Source organism: Corynebacterium sp. MSK204 (assembly GCF_030229885.1).
Taxonomy (GTDB): Bacteria; Actinomycetota; Actinomycetes; order Mycobacteriales; family Mycobacteriaceae; genus Corynebacterium.
The window spans coordinates 154,021-175,224 of the sequence record NZ_JASPGQ010000003.1; the positions used below are offsets into that span (position 1 = coordinate 154,021).

At 62.2% G+C, this 21,204-nt stretch carries 22 protein-coding genes and 1 tRNA gene; 7 read left to right on the plus strand and 16 right to left on the minus strand.

The window, feature by feature from the left end; translation table 11 throughout:
* Positions 1-5: 5 nt before the first annotated feature.
* The 5 genes from QP908_RS03240 to QP908_RS03260 all read right to left on the minus strand — a co-directional run bounded on the left by QP908_RS03240 (position 6) and on the right by QP908_RS03260 (position 4,681).
* Complete coding sequence (locus tag QP908_RS03240; RefSeq protein WP_284771617.1) at positions 6-767, minus strand: ABC transporter ATP-binding protein; 762 nt, start codon at positions 765-767, stop codon at positions 6-8.
* Positions 758-1,813 carry a FecCD family ABC transporter permease gene (locus QP908_RS03245; RefSeq protein WP_239269886.1) on the minus strand — a complete coding sequence of 352 codons (1,056 nt, stop codon included), beginning with the start codon at positions 1,811-1,813 and terminating at the stop codon, positions 758-760. The genes QP908_RS03240 and QP908_RS03245 overlap by 10 nt, the downstream gene beginning before the upstream one ends.
* Positions 1,813-2,982 (minus strand): ABC transporter substrate-binding protein, encoded by a 1,170-nt coding sequence (locus tag QP908_RS03250; RefSeq protein ID WP_284771618.1) that lies wholly within the window; start codon positions 2,980-2,982, stop codon positions 1,813-1,815. Before QP908_RS03250 ends, QP908_RS03245 begins: the two co-directional genes overlap by 1 nt.
* 83 nt (positions 2,983-3,065) lie before the next feature.
* Positions 3,066-4,343, minus strand: a complete 1,278-nt coding sequence (locus QP908_RS03255; protein WP_284771619.1) for a glutaminase — start codon at positions 4,341-4,343, stop codon at positions 3,066-3,068.
* Positions 4,344-4,402: 59 nt separating this feature from the next.
* Positions 4,403-4,681 (minus strand): DUF3618 domain-containing protein, encoded by a 279-nt coding sequence (locus QP908_RS03260; protein WP_284771620.1) that lies wholly within the window; start codon positions 4,679-4,681, stop codon positions 4,403-4,405.
* A 97-nt stretch (positions 4,682-4,778) separates the two neighbouring features.
* On the opposite strand from QP908_RS03260, the gene bcp reads away from it, so the two are divergent.
* The 3 genes from bcp (at position 4,779) to QP908_RS03275 (ending at position 6,939) form a co-directional block, all read left to right on the plus strand.
* Entirely contained in the window at positions 4,779-5,246 is a 468-nt protein-coding gene (gene bcp, locus QP908_RS03265; protein ID WP_284771621.1) for a thioredoxin-dependent thiol peroxidase, read from the plus strand.
* A 4-nt stretch (positions 5,247-5,250) separates the two neighbouring features.
* Positions 5,251-5,868, plus strand: a complete 618-nt coding sequence (locus QP908_RS03270; RefSeq protein ID WP_284771622.1) for a TetR/AcrR family transcriptional regulator — start codon at positions 5,251-5,253, stop codon at positions 5,866-5,868.
* An 84-nt stretch (positions 5,869-5,952) separates the two neighbouring features.
* On the plus strand, positions 5,953-6,939 hold the full coding sequence (locus tag QP908_RS03275; protein ID WP_284771623.1) for an HNH endonuclease signature motif containing protein: 987 nt from the start codon (positions 5,953-5,955) through the stop codon (positions 6,937-6,939).
* Positions 6,940-6,960: 21 nt separating this feature from the next.
* Here the strand turns inward: QP908_RS03275 and bioD are convergent, their stop codons facing one another.
* Positions 6,961-7,635, minus strand: coding sequence for a dethiobiotin synthase (bioD, locus tag QP908_RS03280; protein ID WP_284771624.1), 675 nt, complete (start codon positions 7,633-7,635; stop codon positions 6,961-6,963).
* Positions 7,632-8,897 carry an adenosylmethionine--8-amino-7-oxononanoate transaminase gene (locus tag QP908_RS03285; protein ID WP_502868861.1) on the minus strand — a complete coding sequence of 422 codons (1,266 nt, stop codon included), beginning with the start codon at positions 8,895-8,897 and terminating at the stop codon, positions 7,632-7,634. Before QP908_RS03285 ends, bioD begins: the two co-directional genes overlap by 4 nt.
* Positions 8,898-8,947: 50 nt before the next feature.
* Here QP908_RS03285 and QP908_RS03290 point away from each other — a divergent pair, with 50 nt between their 5' ends.
* Positions 8,948-10,342, plus strand: a complete 1,395-nt coding sequence (locus QP908_RS03290) for a peptide MFS transporter (RefSeq protein ID WP_284771625.1) — start codon at positions 8,948-8,950, stop codon at positions 10,340-10,342.
* Between the two features lie 4 nt (positions 10,343-10,346).
* On the opposite strand, the gene QP908_RS03295 is transcribed toward QP908_RS03290, so the two are convergent.
* Genes QP908_RS03295 through pflB form a run of 5 tightly spaced genes read right to left on the minus strand, consistent with a single transcriptional unit; the run spans position 10,347 to position 15,793 of the window.
* Positions 10,347-11,252: an SPFH domain-containing protein gene (locus QP908_RS03295; protein ID WP_284771626.1), complete on the minus strand. Its 906-nt coding sequence runs from the start codon at positions 11,250-11,252 to the stop codon at positions 10,347-10,349.
* Between the two features lie 56 nt (positions 11,253-11,308).
* Positions 11,309-12,547, minus strand: coding sequence for an alpha/beta fold hydrolase (locus tag QP908_RS03300; protein ID WP_239269896.1), 1,239 nt, complete (start codon positions 12,545-12,547; stop codon positions 11,309-11,311).
* A gap of 11 nt (positions 12,548-12,558) precedes the next feature.
* Positions 12,559-13,428, minus strand: coding sequence for a pyruvate formate-lyase-activating protein (gene pflA / locus QP908_RS03305; RefSeq protein WP_005277788.1), 870 nt, complete (start codon positions 13,426-13,428; stop codon positions 12,559-12,561).
* A gap of 2 nt (positions 13,429-13,430) precedes the next feature.
* Entirely contained in the window at positions 13,431-13,682 is a 252-nt protein-coding gene (grcA2, locus tag QP908_RS03310) for an autonomous glycyl radical cofactor GrcA2 (protein ID WP_255716700.1), read from the minus strand.
* Positions 13,683-13,705: 23 nt separating this feature from the next.
* Positions 13,706-15,793, minus strand: coding sequence for a formate C-acetyltransferase (gene pflB / locus QP908_RS03315; protein ID WP_284771627.1), 2,088 nt, complete (start codon positions 15,791-15,793; stop codon positions 13,706-13,708).
* A 311-nt stretch (positions 15,794-16,104) separates the two neighbouring features.
* Between pflB and QP908_RS03320 the strand changes: the two genes are divergently transcribed.
* Positions 16,105-18,012 carry a solute carrier family 23 protein gene (locus QP908_RS03320; RefSeq protein ID WP_284771628.1) on the plus strand — a complete coding sequence of 636 codons (1,908 nt, stop codon included), beginning with the start codon at positions 16,105-16,107 and terminating at the stop codon, positions 18,010-18,012.
* A 52-nt stretch (positions 18,013-18,064) separates the two neighbouring features.
* Here QP908_RS03320 and QP908_RS03325 read toward each other — a convergent pair.
* Positions 18,065-18,146: transfer RNA gene (locus QP908_RS03325), tRNA-Leu, on the minus strand.
* Positions 18,147-18,242: 96 nt separating this feature from the next.
* Between QP908_RS03325 and QP908_RS03330 the strand changes: the two genes are divergently transcribed.
* Together QP908_RS03330 and QP908_RS03335 are read left to right on the plus strand one after the other, a co-directional pair.
* Positions 18,243-18,743: a hypothetical protein gene (locus QP908_RS03330; RefSeq protein WP_239269898.1), complete on the plus strand. Its 501-nt coding sequence runs from the start codon at positions 18,243-18,245 to the stop codon at positions 18,741-18,743.
* A 3-nt stretch (positions 18,744-18,746) separates the two neighbouring features.
* Positions 18,747-19,097 (plus strand): DUF3817 domain-containing protein, encoded by a 351-nt coding sequence (locus QP908_RS03335; RefSeq protein WP_005277777.1) that lies wholly within the window; start codon positions 18,747-18,749, stop codon positions 19,095-19,097.
* Here QP908_RS03335 and rdgB read toward each other — a convergent pair whose 3' ends face one another.
* The 3 genes from rdgB to QP908_RS03350 are packed head-to-tail and all read right to left on the minus strand — an operon-like array spanning position 19,098 to position 21,199.
* Positions 19,098-19,700, minus strand: coding sequence for an RdgB/HAM1 family non-canonical purine NTP pyrophosphatase (gene rdgB / locus QP908_RS03340; protein WP_239269899.1), 603 nt, complete (start codon positions 19,698-19,700; stop codon positions 19,098-19,100).
* Positions 19,694-20,422: a ribonuclease PH gene (rph, locus tag QP908_RS03345; protein WP_284771629.1), complete on the minus strand. Its 729-nt coding sequence runs from the start codon at positions 20,420-20,422 to the stop codon at positions 19,694-19,696. The genes rdgB and rph overlap by 7 nt, the downstream gene beginning before the upstream one ends.
* Before the next feature lie 15 nt (positions 20,423-20,437).
* Complete coding sequence (locus tag QP908_RS03350) at positions 20,438-21,199, minus strand: MBL fold metallo-hydrolase (RefSeq protein ID WP_284771630.1); 762 nt, start codon at positions 21,197-21,199, stop codon at positions 20,438-20,440.
* Positions 21,200-21,204 lie beyond the last annotated feature (5 nt).

Genomic DNA, 21,204 nt, shown 5'->3' on the forward strand with positions numbered 1-21,204 from the left:
TTTGCTTATTTCACGCGTTGGGGCGCGACGACGGGAACACCGCGGTGCTCCACGATGTCCGCCTCTACCCCATAAACACTTTCCACCAGTTCGCGCGTGAGCACGTCTCCAGGCGTGCCCTGGGCACGAATACGGCCGGATTTGAGCACCACCAGCTGGTCGCACATGCGCGCGGCCAGGTTGATGTCGTGGATGGCCACCAGCCCCAGGCTGCCTTCGCGCCTAGCCTTCTCGCGCACCTCCTCGAGGACGAAGAACTGGCGATGCAGGTCGAGCGCGGACGTCGGCTCGTCCAAGAGCATCAGGCCGGGATTTCCCACCAGCATCTGCGCCACGGCGACAAGCTGACGCTGGCCGCCAGATAGCTCGTTGAGGTAGCGCGAGGCAATGGCGTCCAGCCCCATCGCGTGCAGCACCTCGCCGGTACGGGTAATAGGGTCCTCGCACGCTTCCCGACGCGCCGCGATCAGCACCGTCTCAAACGCCCGCAGCGCCGCGGTGCTGGGCAGATCCTGCGGGACGTAGCCAATCAGCTGGCGGCGGCGCTTGCCCCGCGGGCTTTCTCCTTCCACCAGGAAATCCACCTCGCCCTTGTACCCGCGGTGCACGCCGGCAAGGGACTTGATCAGAGTGGTTTTACCGGACGCGTTGGGACCTAAGAGGCCGACCAGTTGACCGCCTTGCAGCGTATCCACGTCTACCGCTTCGAGCACGGTGTGCTTGCCGTAGGCTGCGCTTATACCGCGCAGGGTAAGCTCTACGTCCACAGCGCCCTCCTTCGAGTCATCACGATGGCGATAAAGAACGGCACGCCCAAAAGCGAGGTCACAATACCAATCGGGATGGCCAGACCCGGCTTAATCATCAGGCTCGCCGCGTGCGCCGCGCACATCACGGCCGCGCCGGCAGCCATGGAAGCAGGCACGAAATAGCGCTGGTCCTCGCCCACCAGCATACGGGCGATGTGCGGGCCCACCAGACCGATAAAGCCGATGATGCCGGCAAAGGCCACCGTCGTTGCCGCCACGAGGGAGACCACGATGAGCACCACCACGCGTAGCCGCGCGGTATTAATGCCCATGGCGGCAGCGCGGGCATCGCCAAGCCGCAAGGCCGTAAGCCGCCACGACAGCGCCCACAAAATGGGCAGGGCAACCAGCAGCACACCCGCCAGCACGCCGTTGGCGGCCCAGTTCGCGCGCGTGAGCGACCCCATGGACCAAAAGACGATCTGCTGGAGCGCCTCGGCCGAAGACTGGTACTGGATAAGCGCGAGCATGGCCTGGAAGAAAAAGACCAAGCCAATGCCCAGCAGCACCATGGTCTCCGCTTTCGCACCCCGGATAATGGCCGCCACGACGATGATCGCCGTCGCCACCGCCGCAGACAACCACGCCACCAGCGCCAGGTTGAACTGCGGCTGGGTTAGCAGCTGCCACTTCAGCACGATGGAACTAGCACCGCCGAAGGCCGCCGCGGCGGAAATACCGAGGGTAAACGGCTCCGCCAGCGGGTTATTCAAGATGGTCTGCATCTCCGCGCCGGCCAGCGAGAGGCTGACGCCGATGAGCAGGGCCATGACGGCCATCGGCAAGCGCAGCTTCCACAGCACCGTATGCGTCTGGTCATCCAGGCTCGAGGGATTCACGATGCCCCTGATGACCTCGCCGGGGCTGATGTCGATGGCGCCGACGAAGTTGCTGACCACAAACGCCACCGCCGCAATAAGGCACAGGCCCGCGACGATGCTAATGCGCTGCCAGGTGAGCTTCTTGTGTTGCTGCGTCAGGGCAGCTACCTCCGCGCTCACCATTAATTCGTGCTAAAGAAGGTTCCCTCGTCTGCAACCGGCGAGTACTTTTCTTGCGCTTGCATCCACTGCTTGTCGATGTCCATATCCTCATACGCCTCCGGGTTGATCCATTCCGCGATCTGCAGCAGCGCTAGGTAGTTGAACGGCGAGTTGTAGAACTGGTGCCACATGCTGTGCAGTTTGTGGTCCTTGACCGCGCGCAGGTTCTCAAAACCGGGCTGGTGGCTCGGCAGCTTGGTAACGCTCGACTCCGCCTCATCTTCACCGATGCCATAGCCCACCGCGGCGTAGCCCACGGGGTTGCCCTCATCGTCTTTCATTTCGGACCAATCGCCGCCGGTGGCAATCACCATGTCTGGGTCAGTCTCGAGGACCTTTTCTGGGGTCAGGGCACCGGATTCGCCTGGGATGATGCCGTCGGCCACGTTTTCGCCGCCGGCGACGTTGACCAGCTGCGAGATATTGGAGTCATTCCACGAGCCACAGCAGTCCGAGACACCGGCCGCGCGCCAAACGAAGGTCTTGGGCTTGTCCTTTACCTTGTCCGCACGCTCCTTGACCAGGTCCACGGTTTCTTGCCACTCTTTGTTGAATTCCTTGGCGCGCTCTTCTTTACCGAAGATCTCACCGAAAATATCCATGGACTTGGTGGTGTTTTCCAGCGGCTTGGCGCGGAAATCGGTCACGGCGTACTTGAGGCCTGCCTGATCCATCTTCTCTGTCAGGCCTGCCTCTTGCGAGGCGTCGTACTGGTCCTTGGACAACACGATGAGGTCTGGATCCAAGCTCACCAGGTTTTCCACGGTGACATCGCCCTTGGTGAACCCGCCGATTTCCGGCAATTCATTGACCTTGGGCAGCTTTTCTTCCAAGACGTTGTAGTAGTCCGGCACGTTCTTCTTCAGATCGGATCCGATGCCTACGACCTTATCCAGAGGATCCTCGGTATTGAGGATGCCGGTGGCGAAGATGGAGCGGCCCTCGCCTAACAGGACGCGCTCGGGGGCCTTGTCGAGTTCTACGTCGCGGCCCGCGAGGTCGGTGAAGGACAGGGCAGCATCGTCGTTGCCGCCGCCGTTGTTGGTTGTTTCTTCGGCGGTGCTACAGCCTACAAGTGCGGTGGCGGAGGCCGCCACCACGGCCATTACCTTGGGGAATCTATATGCCATCTTGAGTCCTTGGTTAGTCGGATTCCTCGAATTGAGGATAAGTGCGAGCTTATCCTAGCTTAACCAAGTAAGGTGAACCAAACCTAAACTACCTCCTCGGCGATTGCGTAATCTTCCGGCTCGCCCTTGGGCACCTCAGTGCCGTCCGCCATGGTACGGTCCTCCAATTCGCCGTCCGGATCCACGATGGCGATATCGAAGCCGGCTTCGCGAATGCGCCGGAGGCCTTCCTTCAGCATGCGCCGGCCCATCCGGTTGGATCCGGTGATATGGGATAGCTCCAGCACCACCGTGCCTTCACCAAATTCGCATTCGGTGAGCTGATGCAAGATGGTCTCCGCCGCGTTGAAGTTGATAAGCCCCTGCAGGAAGATCACCGTGAGATCGTCCTCTGTCTCCATCCTGCGCACGGGATGCACGCCGTAGCGCTCATCCGTGGACATCAAGTGCAGCCCCATATCCTTCGAGAGCAAGGTCAAGGCATCCACCCCGCGGACGGAGTTGCCCTCTTTATTGAGCCGCGGCGAGAAGGTCGCGACCCCCAATTGGCCGGGCAGGGTACCCAGCAGGCCGCCCGAAACACCGGATTTCGCCGGGATACCAACCTCGGCCATCCATCGCCCAGCGCCGTCGTACATGCCCGCAGAGCTCATGACAGAAAGCGTCAGGCGGCAGACATCGGCATCGAGAATCTTCTCCCCCGTCACCGGCTGCGTGCCACCATTGGCCAGGGTGGCAGACATCACGGCGAGGTCACGCACCGTGACCTTAATCGAGCACTGCTCCACATAGGTCGAGACGGCATCGTGGGCCTCATCCTGGATGATGTCGTAATTGCGCAGCATATGCGCCAAAGATAGGTTCCTATCGGAGACCTGCAGCTCGGAATCGCGCACCTTTTCATCAATCTTCAACTCGCGGCCCGCCAGCCGCGAAAAGTAGCTGCGCAGCTGCTCCACGCGCTCGGCCGGATCCGAATCCACGCCGTTAATCAGCTGCGTTACCGCAATCGCTCCCGCATTGATCATCGGATTCACCGGCCGGTGGTCATAGCGGTTCAGCGAAAGCTCATTGAAGGCCTCGCCGGACGGCTCCATACCGACAATCTCGCGCACCGCATCCAAGCCGAGTTCCTGCAGCGCTAGGGCATACGCAAAGGGCTTTGACACGGACTGCAAGGTAAATTCCACCTCTGCATCGCCGGCTGAATACACGTGCCCCGTCGTGGTGCAGATGGCCACGCCGAGGTAGTCCGGTTCCGCCCTGGCGAGCTCGGGAATATAATCCGCCACCGCGCCGCTGCGGTTTCCTCGCACCTGGGTCAAAATTTCCTGCAAATAAAAAGGAATTGGAGTTTTCATCGCAATTTAGCATACGAAAAAAGCCCCCACGGCGCGCGTGGGGGGTACGGCAGGGAAAGCTAGTGGCGCTCAGACAGCAAGCGCTGCAATTCTTTCAGGTCGCTCTTGCGGCGGCGCGAGCGGAACACGGAATAGGCAATGAGCCCAGCGACGGCCGCGCCGATGCCACCGAGCACCAGCTGTACGTTGCGGTCCTGCAACTTTTCGGTGGCGGCGTTCTTGGCGTCATCGACGAGGTTTTGCGGCTTGCTGCGATCCGCAATTTCATCCAGGGTGCTAGCCAGCTGGCGCCGGGTGCGTTCGATATCGCGTTGAATATCTTCAATATTGCGTGCCACGGAATTCTCCTCTTAGCTTAAGTTTCGCTCTTAACGAGCTTATCTTACCGTGCAGGGCCTCCACCGCGCAGGCCGGGGAGCACGTAAAGTGGGGCCCATGACTGAAACTCGTTTGAACGTAGGAGATACCGCCCCCGCTTTTTCGCTTGCCGATGCCACCGGCAACACCGTGTCCCTGTCCGATTACGCAGGCCAGCGCGTGTTGGTGTACTTCTACCCGCGCGCCAATACGCCGGGCTGCACCAAGGAAGCCTGCGATTTTCGCGATTCCCTAGAAGAGCTCAATGGGCTCAATATCGCGGTGGTAGGCATCTCCCCCGATAAGCCCGAGTCACTGGCGAAGTTCCGCGATGATCACAATCTCAACTTCCCGCTGCTTTCTGATCCGGATAAGTCCGTCATGACCGCGTATGGCGCCTTCGGGGAGAAGAAGAACTACGGCAAGGTGGTCCAAGGCGTTATCCGTTCCACCTTCCTCGTGGAGCCGGATGGCACCATCGGCCAGACACACTACAACGTGAAGGCCACCGGGCACGTCGCGCGCGTGATGAAGGGCCTCGAGTAAGCCGGTGGAGGAAATCCTCGTCCCGCGGCGCCGGCCAGCGCAGGCGCGCAGCCGGGAGCGCTTTGCTCGCATCGTGCAGGCGGCGCGCGCCGTGCTTGTCGATGTCGGCTTCGAATCCTTCACCTTCGATGAAGTCGCCCACCGCGCTGGGGTCCCCATCGGCACGCTGTACCAGTTCTTTGCCAATAAATACGTGCTCATCTGCGAGCTCGACCGGCAAGATACCGCCACCAGCCTGGCCGAAATCGAGCGCTTTTCGCGCCTCGTGCCGGCCCCGCAGTGGCCGGATGTCTTGGATGAATTCATCGACCACTTGGCGCGGATGTGGCGCGAGGACCCTTCCCGGCGTGCTGTTTGGCACGCCATCCAATCCACCCCGGCGACGCGGGCCACGGCCGCCGATACCGAGCTGCAGCTCTTGGAGCCACTCGCCGAGATCCTCCGCCCGCTGGCCACCGAGCACAGCGATGCGCAACGCATTGAGCTTGCACGCTTCCTTATCCACACCGTGGTCTCGCTGCTCAATTACGCCATTTCGGGCGATCCAGACAAGTTCGATTCCGTGGTCATGGAGCTAAAGCGCATGTTGATTTCGTATCTTTTTGCGGTGGCCGCAGGCTAAGTTTGTAGACGTTTATACAAGTTATCCACAGGCGGGCACTGGGCGCGATTGGCGCCGCAGCAGCGCGCGCCTAGATTTGCAGGCATGAACGCACTGCAGGCCTATGCCACCCAGATTTCCTCGGCGATGGATATCCTCGCCGAGGCCCACGGCATGCCTGAACGCGACCTCATCGAGCTCGGCCTGCCGGATGTCGAGGCCCGCGAGCTGCTCGCGCTGGCTGAAGTTTATTTCGGCACCACCTCCTTTAGCCGCAAGCAGCGCCTTGCCGCCGCAGGCGCGCGCCACCACGATTTGGTGACGCTGAAGCTCATCGAGAAGTACGCCACCCGCGCGGCCACCAAGCGCGCCGCATGGAACCTGCGCGTAGAACTGTGCCGACAACACGGCCCGGCCTCCGAGATTGCCCGGCTCGCTAAAAAGCGCCTGCGCGAATGGCGCCCGCGCCGCCGGCCGCCGCGCGAGGGCGTACAACTCCTGCGCCGCCCGGATGGCCCGTGGACGATGCGCATTACCGCGCCCTCGTCCTTCCTCGCGGATCTCGATTCCGCCCTCGACCCCGATAACCCACTCGCATCCTTCCGCGAACTCCTCCGCGGCGAGGGCGCTGCTACGGTACAGACCACGACGAACGTGATTATCCCGCTCAACGCGCTGGACCAAATTTTGGAAGGCGATGGCGACGAGGTCACGCTTCGGCTCACCAACGGCTCGACCATCACCGGCGCGCAGCTCGTCGAGCGCACCTTCAGCGAACACGGGCTAGCCACGCTTATCCACCCAGTGAAGGGCCCGGTCAACCTGTATCGGACCTCGCGCTTCGCCTCAGAAAAGCAGCGGCTGATGGCCGCCGCCGAAAACCCCACCTGCCCGTGGCCGCCGTGCAATCACCCGGCGGATAAGTCTCAGATCCACCACCTGCAGGCGTGGAAGCACGGCGGGATGACCAACGCGGAGAACCTCACGGTGTGCTGCCCGTACCACAACGGGGTGAACCAAGACGATCCGAACGCCCCTCCCCTGCGCGGCCGCCTTGCCCGGGTAAACGGCAAGGTCCGCTGGAGCCGCTAGCGCTGCCTCACCGAGGTAGCGCTACTCGGCGTGCGCAAGCAGCTCCGCGCACACATCACTGGGAAAGAGCTCTCTGGCCATCCGCGCGAAGTCCTCTCGGCCCAGCGCACCTGCGCCCTCTGGCACGCTGCCCCACAACCGGCAGCCCGTGACCGCCGGAAGCTCGTCCACGTTCAGCCGCGTCGCCAGATCTGGCCTCGCGGGCAAACTGCCGCCGATAAGCCCCATCGCGTTAATCCCGCGCCGCTGCGCCTCGCGGACGGTGAGCTCGGCGGCGTTGAGGCTGCCGAGGCCGAGGGAGGTGACGATGAGGAGGTTGGTGGCGACATCGGCAAGCGTGTAGTCGTCTGCCAAACGCACCAGCAAGCCGCCGGCGCCTTCCACCAGCACCACCCGGCCTGGTGCATCCAACCCTGCGATCCAGTCCCAGAGTTCCTCTTTGCTCGGTGGAATCATACCCGCCCGGCGCGCCGAAAGGTTCGGTGCCAGCGGCTCGGGAAAGCGCACCATCTCCGTGACCTCGACCCCGGCCAGGGCCCGCACCGTCGCCGCGTCACCGCTATTGTCCGGCTCGCCGGTCTGCAGGGGCTTGACATAGACAACCTCGCGCCCACTCTGGGCAAAGGCGCTAGCGAGCGCCGCCGTGGCTACCGTCTTTCCCACGTCGGTATTGGTGCCGGTGACAAAGATAATCATCGCTTTCCTCCTGCCACCGCAGCGCGCACACCGCGGCAAATCTGCGCAACTTCGTCCTCGGTGCTGATAAACGGCGGCATGGTGTAGATGAGGCGGCCGAACGGGCGCAGCCACACGCCCTGGTCCACCGCCGCGTCCGTAGCACCTGACATATCGACGTCGCGCTCCATCTCCACCACGCCGATAGCGCCCAGTACCCGCACGTCCGCCACGCCCGACTCGTCCTCTAGCCCGGAAAGCCCGGCGCGCAGCTGCTTCTCGATGCCCGCAACCTGCCCCCGCCACCTGCCCTCCAGGATCATGGAGGTCGCCTCGGCAGATACCGCGCAAGCCAGCGGGTTGGCCATAAAGGTCGGGCCGTGCATAAGCGCGCGGGGGTGCATACCCTCGGCTACCCGGCCGGTGGCAAGCGTGGCGGCCATCGTCATGAAACCGCCGGTCATCGCCTTTCCCACGCACATGATATCCGGCACCACTTCCGCCCCCTGGGTGGTAAAGAGGTCCCCGGTGCGCCCAAATCCCGTGGCGATTTCATCCGCGATCAGCACGATTCCGTGGCGGTCGCAAATTTCGCGCGCCCCGCGCACCAACTCGTGGTCGTGGAAGCGCATGCCGCCGGCGCCTTGGACGACAGGCTCGATGATCAGGGCCGCGACCTCGTCGGTAATGCAGCCCTCCAATTCGCGCAGGTACTCCTCGCGCACCTTCTCGCTCGCCCCGCGCGTCGGCGGTGCCGGGGCGAAAACCTGCTGCACCAGGGTGCCGGTCCACATCGAGTGCATGCCGCCATCGGGATCGCACACGCTCATCGCTGCAAACGTATCGCCGTGATAGCCCGAGCGCCAGGTCAGCATCTTGGTGCGCTCCGGGTGGCCAATCCCCTGCTGGTATTGCAGGGCCATCTTGATGGCGACCTCCACCGAGACCGATCCCGAGTCCGCATAAAAGACCTGCGCGAAGTCGTGGCGCGTGAGCTCCATGAGATTAGCCGTCAGCCGCGCCGCTGGCTCGTGCGTGAGCCCACCGAACATCACGTGGCTCATGCGGTCGATCTGCTCCTTGGCGGCAGCGGTAAGCCGCGGGTGGCTGTGCCCGTGGGCGGCGGCCCACCAGGAGGACATGGCGTCGATGAGCTGGGTGCCATCGGCAAGCGTGAGGTGGACGCCCGCGGCCGACTCGACCACGCGCGTGGGCGCGCCGGGCTCGGCGTAGGGGTGCCAGATGTGGTGGGCATCGATTGTTGCTATGTCGTTAGTAGAAATATCCACCAAATTAGATCTAGCACACACTGTCGGCCGCTATAGTCCTTTTTATGAAAGTTCTTGAACGGCGTTCAATTCGCCGCGTACCCGTGGTTTTGCCGGCGGTTGCGGGCATCGAAATGTGGGAGCGCTTCAGCTTTTATGGCATGCAAGCCATCCTCGCGTACTACCTCTACTCCACCTCCGGCGGGCTCGGCATGGAGCAAACGCAGGCCACCGCGCTCGTCGGCGCCTACGGCAGCCTGCTCTATCTTTTCACGTTTGTGGGCGGCTGGGTCAGCGACCGCCTCTTGGGCGCCGAGCGCACCTTGCTTACCGGCGCTGGGCTGTTGGTGTGCGGACACTTTGCCCTTTCGTTTATCCCCGGCACCGCTGGGCTCATCATCGGGCTCTTGCCGCTCGCGCTTGGCTCGGGGCTGCTCAAGACCGCCGCGATAACGATTCTGGGCGCCGCCTTCCCCGCCGAGGCCGGCGCGCGCGACGGGGCCTTTCAGATTTTCTACCTCGGCATCAATGTCGGCGCGCTTTTTGGCCCCATGTTGACAGGCTGGCTAGCCGAGGAATACGGCTACCACGCCGGATTCTTCGCCGCAGCGGTGCTCATGTGCTGCGGGTGTGCCACCTACGGCGCGCTGCGGAAAAAGATAGATGTGCCATCGCGCCCGCCTCACCCCACCCAGGCCCCAGGCAAGGCGGGGCTGGTCGCGCTGGCGGCGCTCCTAGCCGGCGTGCTGCTCATTATCACCGTTTCTCCAGCAACGCTGACGGTGCTGCTTCTTATCGCCACGGTGGCGGCCGCGGCGGGGCTTTTTGCCAGCATGCTGCGATCCCCGCAGATTAGCGCAGACGAGCGACGCCGCATCCTGGATTTTATTCCGCTTTTCGCTTGCTCAACGGCCTACTGGACCCTGCAACCGCAAATCTACGGAGTCCTCGCGGTCTACTCGGATCAGCGCCTCAACCGATCCATCGGGGGATTCGAAATCCCGCCGGCGTGGACGCAATCGCTCAACCCGCTATTCATCCTCCTGCTCTCGCTACCCTTGGCCGCGGGCATGACGCGCTGGGCCAACTCGCGGCGCGCGCTCATGGGTTGCGGCATCATCTTCGCCGGCGCAGGCATGTTCCTCCTACTGCCCTTTGTGGGAGGCGGGGAAAATTCCACGCCGTTCCTGGTGCTAGCGGGCACCATCTTTTTAATGTCGCTCGGCGAGCTCTTCATCGGCCCAGTGGGCATGGCAGCATCTGCCGCCCACGCGCCGCGGGCCTATGCCACTCGCTTTTCCACGCTGTACTTCCTCACCATGGCCATCGGCACCTCGCTGGCCGGATCAATGTCGCAGCTGTACGATCCCACCTCGGCATCCGCGGAAACAACCTACCTCCTCATCATGGGCGGCGTCCCCATCATCTTGGGGCTGATACTCCTCCTGCGGCGCAGGTAGGCCTTTAACGCCCGGCGGACTCATCTAGCGCGCGGTCCGCCATCAGCACGTCGCGCATGCCGCTGAACAGATCGCCCATTCCCTGCGGGTTGGACGGCATGTAGAGCACGGAGGCTTGGCCGTTATCCGAGACATCGACCATCGCGTCGAGGTACTGCGAGACCAGCATGAGGACCTCGGGGGATTCCTGCACCCCGGCATCGCGCAGGAGCTCGTATTGCTGGGCGATGCCCTCCACTATCTCCTTGCGCTGCTCGGCAACACCCCTACCCTGCAGCTTCTTTGCCTCCGCGGCACCCTCGGCTTCTTTGACCACGCGGATTTTTTCCGCCTCCGCCTGGGCGATGGCCGCCTCGCGCTCGCGCTGCGCCGCGTTAATGGAGTTCATGGACTCGCGCACGCGGGAATCCGGGCGAATATCGGTTACCAGCGTATTGACGAAGTTCCAGCCGTATTCGGCCATATTATCCCGCAGCGAGGCCGCCACGTTCTGCGCGATGGTGTCCTTGGAGGAAAAAGACTCGTCCAAGCCCATATTCGCCACCGACGAGCGCACATTATCTTGCACATAGGCCACGATCTGCTGCTCGTGGTTGGAGAGCATATAAAAGGCCTCGCGCTCGCGGCCCTCTACGACCTCGTACTGCACCGCGACCGGGATTTGGACGAAGACATTATCCTTCGTCTTGGTTTCTACCATCACGTCTAGCTGGCGCACCTGCAGCGAAATCTTATCGCGCACGCGGTCGATCCAGGGCATCTTGAAGTGCAAGCCCGCGTGGGCGACCGTCTGGAATTTACCCAAACGCTCCAAGATGGCCGCCTCGCGGGTACGCACGATGTAATAGCCATCAAATACGGTGGCGAGAATCAGCAAGATGATGATACCGATGATGATTAAGCTCAACATTTCCTCTCCCTAACTACGTATGTGAAATTAATTTTCGCACAGGCGGAAAGCGTTCGCTAGTGGTCATCGATAAGCGCAAAGAGCTTGCCCATCACCTCCGCGCCGTTCTCGCCGATGCCATTGTGCTGGTACTCATTCGTCACCCACGGCCGCAGATCGCCCAAGTGCGCGGCGGTGGCCAAAGATTCCTCCAGGGGAACGAAGATATCGTCGAGGTAGATGGCGGCGGCGGTGGTGGGGGCATCGGCAAGCGCATAAGGCGCACTAAATTCCCGCTCCGCCAAGCCGTGCGCACCCTCCTTGAAGGCCTGCAGCGCCGGGTCCTCGTCGAACTGCCACGGGGAAATATGCTCGCCGGTCAGCCAGGTGCCGGACTCGGCAAACTCCGGGAACTCCTCGCGCACGCGGTGCGCCGACCACTGCGTCGACGCCTGCCCGCCGCTGCCGGCATAAATGGACTCGTGGATCGCCGCATAAAGCGGCGCCTCCGCAAAGCTCACGCGCTCGCCGATGCCCCACAGGAAATCATCCCGCAGCACCTTCTCTCCCCGCACGGTGCGGAAGGGCTCTTCCAGGAGGTAAGCCAGGCCGTCGAAGCCGGTGCCCCGCCCCAGATCGGTGCCGATGGTGCGAAAACGCAGCGAGGACAGCCGCTCGCCGGTGTGCAGGCGCTCGTCGGAATTATCGAGGTGGGCGATGATTTCCTCGATGCGGCGCTGCACCCAGGGGAACTCTCGGTAGAAGCGCTCCTGGCGGGCCTTGAGCTTGCTAAAAGTCGCGCGGTAAAGGTGATCCGCGCCCTGCAGCGTGGGGATGCCACCGGTGAAAAACGCGTGCTTGACGGACTCAGGAGCCTGAGACAGGTACGCAGTGATGCAAAAGCCGCCGAAGGATTGGCCGAACAGGGACCAGGTCTCAAGCCCCAGGTGTTCGCGGAGGCGCTCGGCATCGCGCACGATACTGTCCTGGTGCAATAAGGCCAGGTGCTCGGCGCTGCGCTCTTCTGCGGGGCTTAGCCTATCGATGCGGTGCGAGCGCCCCGTGCCGCGCTGATCGAGGAGGATGACGCGGTAGCGCTCGAGCGCCTTGCCGATAAGCCCCGTCGGTTTCACCGGCCGCGGGGCCGGAAAACCTGGGCCTCCCTGCAGGTACAGCAGCGCCGGCAAGTCCTCGCCGCCTGGCGGGATGATTTCGCGGGCATAGAGAGCAAAAGTCCCGCGCGGATTGTCATAATCCCACGGGACTTCCAGGGTGTGTTCAATAATATCGTGGCCGAAGCGGCGGTAGTGAGTCATGCCCACCCAGGTTAGTAAACCTCCAGACCCTTCGCGCGGAAAACGTCGCGGACTTTTTCCACGTCTTCCGGCTTTGGCGGCTTGGTATCTGCCAAGTGGTAGGTCATATCGAGCCCCTCCCACTTGTCCTTACCCATATTGTGGAAGGGCAAGACCTCGACGCGCTCCACATTGGACTTCCACCGCGCCACGATGGAGGCGACGTTTTCGACGTTCTCGGCCGAATCCGTCAGGCCCGGCACGACGACGAAGCGAATCCACACCGGCTTGCCTATCGCGTTGAGGCGGTCGCCAAAATCGAGCGTGGGCTGCAGCTGGCGCCTCGTTACGCGCTGATAGGTTTCCTCGTCGCCCGACTTCACGTCCAGCAGGACCAGGTCGATATTGTCTAGGTCCTCATCGCGCAGGCGCGAGCCCAAGAACCCAGAGGTATCGATTGTGGTGTGGATGCCGGCGTCGTGGACTTCCTTGAGCACACGCCGGGTAAACGCAATTTGGAAGAGGGGCTCACCACCGGAGATGGTCAGGCCGCCACCGGAAGCTTGGAAGATGGGCTTATAGCGCTTGATGCGTTTGACCACATCGTCGACCCGCTCCAAGGTGCCGGTCTTCATCTCCATGGTGTCCGGGTTATGGCAATACTGGCAGCGCAGGGGGCAGCCGGACATGAACATGGTCATGCGGGTGCCCGGGCCGTCGACGGCGGTTACCAGCTCCCAAGAGTGCACGAGGGCGATATCGCCGGTGCGGCGCGCCTCCATTAGCTCGGGGCGGGTAATCTCATCGAGTTCGTGGTCGGTTCCCAGGCCCGCGGCAACACCGCGAACGCGCTCGCCGGATTCCGGCGACAGGGTGACCACACCAGTAATGCCATCAGCCATGATTATGAACCCTGGTGGAAGGTGCGGGAGATGACGTCAAGCTGCTGCTCCTTGGTGAGCTTGACGAAGTTGACCGCATAGCCAGAGACGCGAACGGTGAGGTTCGGGTATTTCTCTGGGTGCTCGACGGCATCTTCCAGCGTGGACTTGTCCAGCACGTTGATATTGGCGTGGTACAGGCCAGAGTTCATCTTGTGCTCGTCGCGGCTGGCCTTCATGTCTGAAAGGCGTTCTGCAAAGGTTGGGGTTGCCATGATGGTTCTCCTTGTCGTGATTCTTATTGTTCCATGATGAAGCCGGCATCCAGCACGCCCACCAAGTTGGTGATGCGCTCTTCTGGGGTGCGGCCCAAACCGGACGGGGTGATGGTATTGGTCAGCGAGATGCCGTCCAGGGCATCCTTGTAATCCAACTTGCCCACCGACAGCATGGAGGCAACCATGCCGTGGTTATCCGCGCCGTTTTCGGGGTTAGCGCCCGGGGAGAAGGGGGTGCCGGCCTTGTGGCCCGACGGGAAGGAGCCTGTTGCCTTGCCGTAGACCACGTTGGAGGTAATGGTCAGCACGGACTGGGTGGGGATGGCATTGCGGTACATCGGGATGGCCTTAATTTTCTCCATCACGGTGTGCACGATGGTGGCGGCGATGTCATCAGCGCGGTCGTCGTCGTTGCCGTAGAACGGGAATTCGCCTTCGGTGATGTAATCCGTAATCAGGCCGGTCTCATCCCGGACCGGGGTGACCTTGGCGTACTTGATGGCGGATAGCGAATCGGCGACGATGGAAAGCCCCGCGATGCCGCAGCCCATGGAGCGGATGATATTGGAATCATGCAGCGCCATTTCCACGGCCTCGTAGGCGTACTTATCGTGCGAGTAGTGGATGATGTTTAGCGCCTCGACGTAGGTGCCAACCACCCAGTCCAGCATCTCCTCGTACTTTTGCCAGACCTCGTCGAAATCCAACGGGCCATCGCCTTGAATCGGCTCGTAGCCTTCAACGACTTGCTTGCCGGAGACCTCATCCCGGCCGCCGTTCATGGCGTAGAGCAGGGCCTTGGCGGCATTGACTCGGGCGCCGAAGAACTGCATCTGCTTGCCCACTTCCATCGGGGACACGCAGCAGGCAATCGCAGCGTCATCGCCCCACTCGTCGCGAATCTGGCAATCAGACTCGTACTGGATGGAGGAGGTTTCAATGGAGATGTGCGCGCAGAATTCCTTGTAGCCTGCAGGCAGCTCCGGATCCCAGAAAATGGTGATATTCGGCTCCGGTGATGGACCCAGGTTGATCAGGGTCTGCAGGAGGCGGAAGGAGGTCTTGGTGACCATGTGGCGGCCGTCGCTGCCGAAGCCGGCATCGGACCAGGTGGCCCAGTACGGATCGCCGGAGAAAATCTGGTCATAGTCGATGGTGCGCAGGAAGCGGACGATGCGCAGCTTCAGCACGAGCGCGTCGATGATTTCCTGTGCCTGTTTCTCGGTGATGATGCCAGCGGCCAAATCGCGCTCGAAGTAGCAGTCGAAGAATGCGGACAGGCGGCCGATGGACATGGCTGCGCCGTCCTGGGACTTGATGGAGGCGAGGTAGCCAAAGTAGGTCCACTGCACGGCCTCGTGGGCGGTGCGCGCCGGCTCGGAGATGTCAAAACCGTAGGACTCGGCCATCGCCTTGAGCTTCTTCAGGGCCTTGATCTGCTCGGAGTGCTCCTCGCGGTAGCGGGCCCAGTGCTCGGAAAAGCCGGCATCGGCAATGGCATCGCGGGCCTCAATCTTTTCCTGGATGAGATAGTCCACGCCGTACAGCGCCACGCGGCGGTAATCGCCGATGATGCGGCCGCGGCCATAGGCATCGGGCAGGCCGGTGATGATGTGTGATGAACGGGCGGCGCGGATGCGCGGGGTGTAGATATCGAAGACCGCATCATTGTGGGTCTTGCGGTAGCGGGTGAAGATCTTCTCCACCTCGGGATCAACCTCTTTGCCCGCCTCGCCGATGGCCTGCTTCACCATGCGCCAGCCGCCGAACGGCATCATGGCGCGCTTGAGCGGTGTATCGGTTTGCAGGCCGACGATGACGTCATCGTCTTCTGAGATGTAACCGGCCGGGAAGGCATCGATATCGGTCGGGGTGTGCGTATCGACATCGTAAATGCGCTTTTCGCGCTCGACTGACAGGTAGTCCTTTTCCAGGGTGTCCCACACGCGTAGCGTCTTATCGGTGGGGCCAGCGAGGAAGCTGGAGTCGCCGTTATAAGGCGTGTAATTGCGCTGGATGAAATCGCGGACGTTGATGCCCTCGGTCCAAGGGCCGGGCGCAAAACCTTCCCACCCTTGATACTGCTGGGGCTTAGTTGCGGTAGTCATAATTCCCTTCTTCTGGGTCAAATTTCCCGGGGCGCATGCCGCCTTTTTCTTCCCGCAGCATCAAGCCCCGTCACCTCTTAATTGTCGGCTCGATTCGCGAAATTAACAACCGTAAACTTCCCTTTGAGCACCAGTTATAAACCGGTCGTCATACTTTGCTGGTTACCCGATTCATATAAACCACCCGTACGTTTTTGTTCGGGGGCAATCTAGCCCCGATCGTGGCTTTGCTCACGTACACTTTGGCGCCGACCTGCGTGTACCTCTACTGTTAAGGCGGTCAGCTTCGCTTCCGTAACAAGGAGGACTTCGTGGCGTCCCAGCCCAAGCACCCCGTAGACATCGTTCCCCCCGCGCCGAAACTCGCCGCCCTTGGGCTGCAGCACGTCCTCGCGTTTTATGCCGGGGCGGTCATCGTCCCGCTGCTCATCGCCAGCTCGTTAAACCTGGACGCGGAAACTACCATCCACCTCATCAATGCAGACCTTTTGACCTGCGGCATTGCAACGATCATTCAGTCGATGGGCATCGGCAAGCATATTGGCGTGCGCCTGCCCATCGTGCAGGGCGTGACCACGACGGCGGTGTCACCCATCATCGCGATTGGCCTGGGTGCCACCGATGGCGAGGGCGGGGTGGCTTCGCTGCCCACGATTTACGGCGCCATCATCGTCGCAGGCCTTTTCACCTTCTTCGCCGCGCCGGTCTTTGGCAAGGTGCTGCGCTTCTTCCCGCCGGTGGTCACCGGTTCGGTGCTGCTGGTGATGGGTACCTCGCTGCTGGCGGTATCTGCCAATGACTTTGTCAATTACGCCGAGGGTGTGCCGGCCACGCGCGATTTGCTCTACGGCTTTGGCACGCTCGCGGTCATCATTTTGGTGCAGCGTTTTTCCTCCGGCTTCGTGGGCACGTTGGCGGTGCTCATCGGCTTGGTGTTGGGCACGGGCGTGGCGCTCGCGCTTGGCGATGCCTCCTTTAGCGAAGTCTCCTCCTCCCCCGCCCTCGGCATTACCACGCCGTTTTATTTCGGCATGCCGCAATTCGACCTCGTGGCGATCTTCTCGCTGATTATCGTCATGATCATCACCATGGTGGAAACGACCGGCGATGTGTTTGCCACCGGCGAAATCGTCAAAAAGCGCATTCGCCGCGATGACGTGGTGCGCGCTATCCGCGCCGATGGTGTCTCCACCCTGGTAGGCGGCGTGATGAATTCCTTCCCCTATACCTGCTTTGCGCAAAACGTGGGCCTGGTGCGCTTGACCAATGTGAAATCGCGCTGGGTGGCCGTGGCGGCTGCGGGGTTCATGATTGTGCTGGGCCTTTTGCCGAAGGCCGGCGCGGTCGTTGCCGCGATTCCGTCGCCGGTGCTCGGCGGCGCATCGCTAGCACTTTTTGCCAACGTGGCGTGGGTGGGCCTGCAGACCATCGCAAAGTCGGATCTCAGCGATGGCCGCAACTCCGTCATCGTCACCTCCGCCCTGGGCCTGGCCATGCTGGTGACCTTCAAGCCGGAGGTTGCCACTGCCTTCCCGGAGTGGGCGCAGACCTTCGTCTCTTCTGGCATGTCCATCGGCGCGATTACCGCCATCCTGCTCAACTTGTTGTTCTTCCACACCGGCAGCGCGAGCGCACAGGTCTCGCGCGCCGATGGCAAGGGCGTGAGCCTCAACGAGCTGAACGAGGCCTCGCGCGAGGAGTTCACCGCCGCGCTGCGCCCGCTCTTTAATAATGAGACCTGGCCGCTGGATCTGGCCTGGCAGTCCCGGCCGTTTAGCGATGTCAACGAGCTGCGCGCCGCCATCCAGGTTGCCGTGCTGACCGCGGATGCTGAACGCCGCGATGCGCTCATCCACGACTACCCCGCGATGGACGAGCTGCTTTTGGCCTCGGCCGATGAGGCGGCGAATATTTCCGCCGACCGCGGCTCGCTGGGACTCAGCGAGCTTGACGACGTGCAAACCGAGCGCATTACCGAGCTGTCCGCCGCCTACCGCGAGCGCTTTGGCATGCCGTTTGTGGCTTATTTGGATACCAATGACACGGTGGAGCGCGTCATCGATGCCGGCGTGCGGCGCCTGGCCAATTCCGATGCGCAGGAATACCGCATTGCTCTCAGCGAAATCGTTGAGATCGCTAATGACCGCTTCGATATCCTGCTTGCCGATGCCAACCCCGTCCGCTCCTCCTGGGACCGCAAGTTCACCGAGGTGGACTAAGATCCGCAAAAGCACCGCAGTTCTTCAAGCAAGTACTGCGGTGCTTTTCTTGTGCGCCCGGTGAGACTTGAACTCACACGTCATAAGACACTAGAACCTAAATCTAGCGCGTCTGCCAATTCCGCCACGGGCGCGAGCAACGTTGAATAGTGTACACGGCGGGCTGATAAACAAGAAACCAGGGGCATTCCGTATTGCGGCGGTGGATAGGTAGGCTGGGTGGGGTGATTATGCACGAGGATCAGAAGAAACGGCGCGTGAAGGTGCGGTGGTGGCACATCGCCCTCGTCATATTTTTCGTGGTGCTTTTCCTCTTCCTCGCCTATTGGCAGTGGACGCGCTTCCGCTCCGGCTCGGGCACCTTCCAAAACTTGGGCTACGCCTTCCAGTGGCCGCTTTTTGCCGTGTTCGTGATCTATGCTTATCGCACCACGCTGCGCTATGAAAATGAGCGCCTCGCCGCGGAAAACGAAGCCCGCGAGATGGATTCGCTGCAGGCCTCAGGAAACGCCTCTGAAAATGTCGGCGAAACCGCCGACGGAATAACAAATTCGACCGATGGTTCTGAGGTGAGGGACTCGGCGGAGAAAACCGCCATCGATGAGGATTTCTTGCCGCAGCGCCCGCAGCTGAATGTGGAAGAGTTTAATGCGTTGAATCAGCCTCGGCGCCGCCGCGGTTCCCCCGCAGAGGGACGCGACGAAGGCACAACAGATAAAAGGAGAAAGTAAATCATGACAAACCAGGTACACCCAGACCGCAAGGCGCGCATCCGCGGCCCGCTGAAGTTCTTTTCCATCGCGGCCACGGTGACCGGTATCTTCCTGATCATCCTGGTCATCCGCATGTTCTTCCAATACGTCATGGGAGCAGAGATCCCGGAATGGGCGACCTATATCGCCATCGTGCACGGCATCGCGTACATGACCTACCTGCTGTCCATCCTGATTCTGGGCCCGCGCGCGCTGTGGCCCGCCGGCAAGCTGATTACCACCGCGCTCGCCGGCGTGGTGCCCTTCCTGTCCTTCTGGATGGAGCACAAGCGCCGCAAGGAAATCGAGGAGCAATTCCAGCTCAACGCCTAATTAGCCGGCCAGCTCCGCGATGAACGGGGCTAGCTGGGAAAGGGCGCGGCCGCGGTGCGAGACCGCGTTCTTTTCCGCAGGCGACATTTCCGCCGCAGAACGCGACTCGCCTTCTGGTTGGAAGAGTGGGTCGTAGCCAAAACCATTAGCGCCGCGCGGCTCGCGCAAAAGCTTGCCCTCCCAGCGGCCCTCGGCCACGCGCTCTGTGCCTTCGGGGGTCACGAGGGCGCACACGGAGACGAAGGCAGCGGCGCGCCGATCATCCGGCACATCCGCCATCTGCGCCAAGACTAGGTCATTATTAGCCTGGTCGTTGCCGTGTTCGCCGGACCAGCGGGCCGAGAGCACGCCGGGCATGCCGTTGAGTTCCTCGATGGCCAGCCCAGAATCATCCGCGATGGTCACCAGACCCGTGGCGGAGGCGCCGGCACGGGCCTTGATGAGCGCGTTATCGGCAAAGGTGCGGCCGTCCTCGACGGGCTCTGGGTAGGGTTCGACCTCGGAAAGCAGGCGCAGCTCCACGCCCTCGATGCCGGCCTCGGACAGGATGCGATCGAGCTCGGCCAGCTTCTTCGGATTGCCGGATGCGACGAGGATTACCATCCCAGCGCCGCTTTCTGCGCCGCGATGAGCTCGCTGCAGCCCTTCTGGGCCACATCCAGCATGCCGTTGAGCTGCTCGCGGCCAAAGAGGCCGTGCTCGCCGGTGCCCTGGATTTCTACAAAGTCGCCGGATTCCTGCATCACCACGTTGAGGTCCACCTCGGCGCGGGAATCTTCCTCATAGGGCAAATCCAGACAGATTTCGCCGTCGATGATGCCCACGGACACCGCGGCGATGGGATCGAGCAGCGGCTCGCCGGGGACGACGCCTTCGGACTTGAGGTGGGCGATGGCATCGGCAAGCGCAACGTAGGCGCCCGTGATGGAGGCGGTGCGGGTGCCGCCATCGGCCTGCAGCACGTCGCAGTCGAGCTGGATGGTGTTTTCGCCCAGCTCCTCCAAGTCCACGGCGGCGCGCAGGGAGCGGCCGACTAGGCGGGAAATCTCGTGGGTGCGGCCCTTGACCTTGCCGCGCATGGACTCGCGCGGCATACGGTCGTGGGTGGCGGATGGCAGCATGGCGTACTCGGCGGTTAGCCAGCCCTCGCCGGAATCGCGCTTGAAACGCGGCACCCCGAGTTCGACGGAGGCGGTGCACATCACGCGGGTATTGCCAAATTCCACCAAGACGGATCCAGCCGGGTTGGTGGTGAAATTGCGGGTAATGAGGACGCTGCGCATTTGGTCGAGCGCGCGCCCATCGGCACGAGTAAATTCAGTCATGCCCTCCAGCGTAACTTAGAACTGCATGCCCGCAGTACCCAGCACGATCTCGCCGTCGAATTCCTCCCGCGCCGCCGCCACGGTGGCCTCAGCATCGCCCCAGGGCTGGATGTGGATCAACACTAGCGTGCCAGCGCCCGCTTCCCGCGCCGCGCGCCCCGCTTCCGCGCCCGACATGTGCATGCCGGGTGCCATGCCCTCGGAGGAAGCACCCCAGGTGGCCTCGCAGAGGAAGAGATCGGCGCCCCGGGCGGCATCGACAAGCGCGGGCGTATAAGACGTATCGCCGGAATAGGTAATGGTCTTGCCGGTCTTGGCGTGCTCGATGCGCAGCGCATACGCCTCGACCGGGTGATTGACGGGGAAGGGGGTGATAAAGACGTCATCGACAAGCTGGCGCTCCCCCGCCACCCACGGGCTAAACGCCAAGGTATCGGACATATCGTCGATCCCATTTACCTCGTCGGAAGACAGGCGGCCTAGGTGCGTCGGCGTGGCAGATGGGCCAAAGCAGAAGTCGCGCGAGGCCGCCGGGGCGGTGGGATGGAAGCGGCGCCACACCATGAGGGAGGGAAAATCTGCGCAGTGATCCGCGTGCAGGTGGCTAAAGGCCACGTGGGCATCGCACGGATCCTGCAGTTTAGCTAGCTGGCCCAGCGTGCCCGAGCCCATATCCAGGATGATGGACGGTGCATTATCGAAGGACACGACATAGCCGGAGGCAGGATTGTCTGCGGTGGGGACGCTACCGGAGCAGCCTAGGATGGTCAGCTTCATGCAAC

Excerpts from the sequence above, each read along its gene's own strand:
- QP908_RS03245 (WP_239269886.1), bottom strand. The coding sequence starts at position 1,813 with ATGGTGAGCGCGGAGGTAGCTGCCCTGACGCAGCAACACAAGAAGCTC.
- QP908_RS03250 (WP_284771618.1), bottom strand. The coding sequence starts at position 2,982 with ATGGCATATAGATTCCCCAAGGTAATGGCCGTGGTGGCGGCCTCCGCC.
- QP908_RS03255 (WP_284771619.1), bottom strand. The coding sequence starts at position 4,343 with ATGAAAACTCCAATTCCTTTTTATTTGCAGGAAATTTTGACCCAGGTG.
- bcp (WP_284771621.1), top strand. The coding sequence starts at position 4,779 with ATGACTGAAACTCGTTTGAACGTAGGAGATACCGCCCCCGCTTTTTCG.
- QP908_RS03275 (WP_284771623.1), top strand. The coding sequence starts at position 5,953 with ATGAACGCACTGCAGGCCTATGCCACCCAGATTTCCTCGGCGATGGAT.
- bioD (WP_284771624.1), bottom strand. The coding sequence starts at position 7,635 with ATGATTATCTTTGTCACCGGCACCAATACCGACGTGGGAAAGACGGTA.
- QP908_RS03290 (WP_284771625.1), top strand. The coding sequence starts at position 8,948 with ATGAAAGTTCTTGAACGGCGTTCAATTCGCCGCGTACCCGTGGTTTTG.
- QP908_RS03295 (WP_284771626.1), bottom strand. The coding sequence starts at position 11,252 with ATGTTGAGCTTAATCATCATCGGTATCATCATCTTGCTGATTCTCGCC.
- QP908_RS03300 (WP_239269896.1), bottom strand. The coding sequence starts at position 12,547 with ATGACTCACTACCGCCGCTTCGGCCACGATATTATTGAACACACCCTG.
- pflA (WP_005277788.1), bottom strand. The coding sequence starts at position 13,428 with ATGGCTGATGGCATTACTGGTGTGGTCACCCTGTCGCCGGAATCCGGC.
- grcA2 (WP_255716700.1), bottom strand. The coding sequence starts at position 13,682 with ATGGCAACCCCAACCTTTGCAGAACGCCTTTCAGACATGAAGGCCAGC.
- pflB (WP_284771627.1), bottom strand. The coding sequence starts at position 15,793 with ATGACTACCGCAACTAAGCCCCAGCAGTATCAAGGGTGGGAAGGTTTT.
- QP908_RS03330 (WP_239269898.1), top strand. The coding sequence starts at position 18,243 with ATGCACGAGGATCAGAAGAAACGGCGCGTGAAGGTGCGGTGGTGGCAC.
- QP908_RS03335 (WP_005277777.1), top strand. The coding sequence starts at position 18,747 with ATGACAAACCAGGTACACCCAGACCGCAAGGCGCGCATCCGCGGCCCG.
- rdgB (WP_239269899.1), bottom strand. The coding sequence starts at position 19,700 with ATGGTAATCCTCGTCGCATCCGGCAATCCGAAGAAGCTGGCCGAGCTC.
- rph (WP_284771629.1), bottom strand. The coding sequence starts at position 20,422 with ATGACTGAATTTACTCGTGCCGATGGGCGCGCGCTCGACCAAATGCGC.
- QP908_RS03350 (WP_284771630.1), bottom strand. The coding sequence starts at position 21,199 with ATGAAGCTGACCATCCTAGGCTGCTCCGGTAGCGTCCCCACCGCAGAC.